A 4355-nucleotide genomic window follows, 5' to 3' on the forward strand; every position below is an offset into this window, starting at 1 on the left:
GAAGGTAGGTCGGTGGCGACTCGGCAAACGCCTAGTCTTCGGACAACTCGGCGGCGGGAAGACCGGAAAGACTAGTGATCCCCCTAAGTGCGTCCGCCGTACCGTGCGGAGCGGTAGTCCGGCTCCCGCGTTGGAGGTACGCATGGTGGACGAAGGTCGCAAGCCACTGCTGATCGTGAGCAATGCGGGCGTCGGCGTCTTCAATCCTCTGCGCGTCCTGGCCGCCGAGCTGGCCAGGCGTGGTACGGAGAACCTGTGGTTCGCGTCCGACGAGCCCCGCAGGGCCGACGTCGAGAAGATCGACGAGGGAAGCGGCGTCCGTTTCGCCTCGCTGGGCGCGATCAACCCCCACTACTCCCCCGTCGACTGGGACGACGAGACTTACCGGCAGATCACCCAGCGCTCCCGGTGGAAGGCGCACCGCGCGGTGGTGCGGCGCGGGTTCGGCGCGCCGGGGACGCGAGAGAAGTCCCAGGCGATCGAGGCCGTGGTCGACGAGCTCGAACCAGCTCTCATGATCTTCGACAGCGTGAACCTGCCCGCGCTCGTGGCGGCGCTCAAGAGGAAGATCCCGTCCGTCCTCAGCTCGCCTTTCATGCCGAGCAACCTGCTCATGCCGCGCGGGTTCCCCATGCTGCACACGGGTCTGCCGTTGCGCATGTCGTTCACGCAGAAGGTCCGCAACCGGGTGTTCAGGCTCAGGGCCGGGCTGATGCTCCTGCACCCGTCGATGCTGAAGCACGTTCTCGACACCGTCTCACGGGTGCGGAAGGGCCTGCTCCCGCGGGAGGCGCTCAGCCTGCGGGCGAAGGTCGACCATGCGGATCTCGTCCTGTGTTACACGGTCTTCGGGCTGGAGTATCCCCTGCCGGTTCCGGAGAAGTTCCACCTGGTCGGTGCCATGATCCCGCCGTTGCCAGAGGCACCGGACGACGGCGACCTGTCGCGCTGGCTCGATGCCAACCCCTCCGTGGTCTACGTCGGGCTCGGCACCATCACCCGGCTGACCCGCGACGAGGTGCACGCGATGGTGGAGGTCGCGCGGAGGCTGGACGGCGAGCACGCGGTCCTCTGGAAGCTGCCGGACGAGCAGCAGCGCCACCTGCCTCCCAGGGACGAGCTGCCGGCGAACCTCAGGATCGAGAGCTGGCTGCCCTCGCAGCTGGACGTGCTGGCCCATCCGAGTGTGAGGCTCTTCTTCAACCACGGCGGCGGCAACGCCTTCCACGAGGGTCTGTACTTCGGCAAGCCGCAGGTCATCAGGCCACTCTGGGTCGACTGCTACGACCAGGCGATCCGCGGCGTGGACAGCGGGGTCAGCCTCACGGTGGACGATCCGCAGACCGTCGACGTCGAGGACGTGTTCGGCAAGATCACCCGCGTGCTCGGCGCCCCTTCCTTCCGTGAACGCGCCGAGTATTTCTCCCGCGAGCTGCGGGAGGCGGGCGGCGTCAGAACGGCCGCCAATCTGGTCTTGGGCCACCCGGCGCTGAAATGACCGCTCATGACCGAAGGGCACCGCATGTCCAGCACCGAGATGTCCAGCATCGAGTTCCCCACGCGGCGGCACGGGCAACTGTCGCCCCCTGACGAGTACGCCGTGCTCCGGGCTCAGCCGGGCCTGGTCAGATCGGCGCTGCCGGGTGGCAGCACCGTATGGCTGGTCGCGCGCCACGAGGACGTGCGGGCCGTACTGACCGACCCCCGGATCAGTGCCAGTCCGCTGCATCCGGGGTTCCCGACGATCGGGCGCAACGGGACCGTGCCGCCGCCCGACCAGATCCCCGGGTGGTTCGTCGCCTACGACCCACCCGAGCACACCAGGTTCCGCAAGGCGCTGATCCCCGAGTTCACCGTACGGCGGGTCAGCGAGCTGCGCCCGACCGTCCAGCGGATCGTCGACTCCTGCATCGACGCCATGCTCGCCGGAGGCACCGCGGCCGACCTGGTGTCCGCGTACGCGCTGCCGGTGCCGTCGCTGGTCATCTGCGAGCTGCTCGGCGTGCCGCGTTCCGACCGCGAGCTGTTCGAGTCGAGGACGCGCGTCCTGGTGACGCTCACCTCGACCGAGGACGAGCGCGACGCCGCCACCCAGGACCTGCTGCTCTACATCGCCAAACTGATCGCGATGAAGCAGCGTTTCCCCGGCAGGGACCTGCTCAGCCGGCTGCTGTCGGCCGGGACGCTGACCCCCAAGGAGATCTCGGGCGTCACGATGCTGCTGCTGATCGCCGGGCACGAGACGACGGCGAACAACATCGCGCTCGGCGTCCTCATGCTGCTGCTGAACCCGCAGTGGATCCACACGCCGGGCGTGGTCGAGGAGGTGCTGCGCTACCTGTCCGTGGCCGACCGGGTGGCGCTGCGGGTGGCCGTGGAGGATGTCGAGATCGGCGGGCAGCTCATCAGGGCCGGGGAGGGAATCGTCCCGCTCGGTGCCTCGGCCAACCACGACCAGGCCACGTTCGAGCGCGCGGACGAGTTCGATCCGACCCGTTCCGCCCGCCATCATGTCGCGTTCGGGTACGGCGTGCACCAGTGCCTCGGGCAGAACCTCGTCAGGATCGAGATGGAGACCGTCTTCGAGTCCCTGTTCCGGCGGATTCCTGGCCTCGAACTCGACCAGGCGGTGGAGGACCTGCCGTTCAAGTACGACGGCGTGCTGTTCGGGCTGCACGCGCTGCCGGTCCGTTGGTGACGTTGTGAGGGGTGTCATGCGGGTGAATGTGAACGCCGAGCGCTGCATCGGCGCCGGCCAGTGCGTGCTCATCGCGCCCGAGGTCTTCGACCAGAGCGACAAGGGCACGGTCACGGTTCTGGCCGAGACCCCAGGCGACTCGGCCCGGGCCGTCGTGTGGCAGGCCGTCCGTTCGTGCCCGTCCAGATCCATCTCGCTCGCCGACGGCTGAGTGCCGCGGCGAGCGAGCGCATCCGGCCCGGTCAGGGTTGTGACAGCGGGATGACCTCACGGAACTTGCCGCTGGCGGACAACTGAGGCGGTTCGTCCGCCCGTTCGAGCGTGATGTCGCCGGCCTCGTGCTCTGTGAGCAACTGGGTGAGCTCGGCCCGCACCGCCTTCCACACGTGGTCGGCATCGGCGTCGGCCGCCGCCGTCAGGCGCACCCGCAGGTTCGTGGGCGTGGTCTGGACGATCTGGAACTGCTCGATCCCGCCACCGGGAACGTGGTCCACCAGCGCGCCGATGGCCATCGGCGCGATGCTGACCGGCTCGCCCCGGCCGCCGGGGAAGGTGAGCACGTCGGCGGTACGGCCCTGCACCCTGACCGCAGGCCGCGGGTCCCCGCACGGACAGGGGTCGGGGCGGACCACGACGCTGTCGCCCAGGTCGTAGCGGAGTATCGGCTGGACCCGGTTGGCGAGGTTGCTCAGCAGCACGGTGTGCGACGGCTCGCCCGGCGGGGTGGGCCGGTAATCGGCGTCGACGGGCTCCAGCACTGCCCAGTCGCTGTTGACGTGGTACCAGCCGTGGCCGCAGCCGTACGAGAGGAAGCCGCACTCCGTCGTGGAGTACGTTACGGCGATCCCGGCGTCGAAGGCGTCGCCGAACCGGCTGACGTCCTCTGTCGTCACGGTCTCGCCCGCGGCGAAGACCACCGCAGGCCTGATCCGCAGGCGGCCCTTCTCCTGCTGGCCGGCGAGCAGCGAGAGCACGCTCGGCGAGCTCATGATCATCGCCGGGCTGTACGCGTTGAGCTCGGCAACCAGTTCGGGCAGCGGCCGGTAGATCGAGATGATCCGCAGCAACCGGCCGGTCAGCTTCCGTTTCTGGAACCGGAGCGCCAGGGCCAGGCTGAGCCCGTGGCCGTTGGGCGCGCAGATCATCGCCATCCGCCCGCGCCGGGCCAGGATCCGCATGAGGACGCCGAGGTTCATCCCTGAACTGGTGAGCGAGCCGAGGGCGACGTTCACCGCCATGTTGCGGTCGTCCAGCAGGAAGTACCCGAGCACGCCCGTGGTGCCGGAGGTGTGGGCGACCATGTACTTGCCGAGGAACCGCTCGCCCACGAGCCCCGGGTCGTCCACGAACGTCTGGACCTGCTCGAACGTCACCTCGCGATCGGTGACCCAGTCGTCGAAGCGGTCCATCAGCGCCTGTTTGGTGGTGATCGGCAGCATCGCCGGATCGTCGACCCTGTCCGGCAGATCCCGGTAGAGCTCGCGGAAGTACGGCGAGGCGGCGCGCGCGAAGGTCACCATCTCAGCCAGATTGGCGCGCTGCCGTTCCTGGATGGCCGCTGGGCCGAGTTCGTGGGCGCGTCTGGAGTCGCGCCTGAGCTGACGGATGTCTTCGCCCATGATCGTCTGGTCCTGTCTCTGATGAGCGGGGGTGCATG

Annotated in this window: 4 protein-coding genes; 3 read left to right on the forward strand and 1 reads right to left on the reverse strand. The window is 68.7% G+C overall.

What is annotated here, in order from left to right; genetic code table 11:
• The first annotated feature begins 142 nt into the window (after positions 1–142).
• From FHR32_RS34135 to FHR32_RS34145, 3 genes are read left to right on the forward strand one after another with little or no spacing between them, the layout of a single operon-like run.
• Positions 143–1498 (forward strand): glycosyltransferase, encoded by a 1356-nt coding sequence (locus tag FHR32_RS34135; protein WP_221466636.1) that lies wholly within the window; start codon positions 143–145, stop codon positions 1496–1498.
• Positions 1499–1504: 6 nt separating this feature from the next.
• Entirely contained in the window at positions 1505–2698 is a 1194-nt protein-coding gene (locus FHR32_RS34140; RefSeq protein WP_246468256.1) for a cytochrome P450, read from the forward strand.
• 16 nt (positions 2699–2714) lie between these two features.
• The gene (locus FHR32_RS34145; protein WP_184758693.1) at positions 2715–2909 is read left to right on the forward strand and encodes a ferredoxin; all 195 of its coding nucleotides are present in this window, start codon (positions 2715–2717) and stop codon (positions 2907–2909) included.
• Between the two features lie 31 nt (positions 2910–2940).
• Here FHR32_RS34145 and FHR32_RS34150 read toward each other — a convergent pair whose 3' ends face one another.
• Positions 2941–4317, reverse strand: a complete 1377-nt coding sequence (locus FHR32_RS34150) for a phenylacetate--CoA ligase family protein (RefSeq protein ID WP_184758694.1) — start codon at positions 4315–4317, stop codon at positions 2941–2943.
• Between the last annotated feature and the right edge of the window lie 38 nt (positions 4318–4355).

The sequence above is a fragment of the Streptosporangium album genome (assembly GCF_014203795.1).
In the GTDB taxonomy this organism is placed as follows: Bacteria; Actinomycetota; Actinomycetes; order Streptosporangiales; family Streptosporangiaceae; genus Streptosporangium; species Streptosporangium album.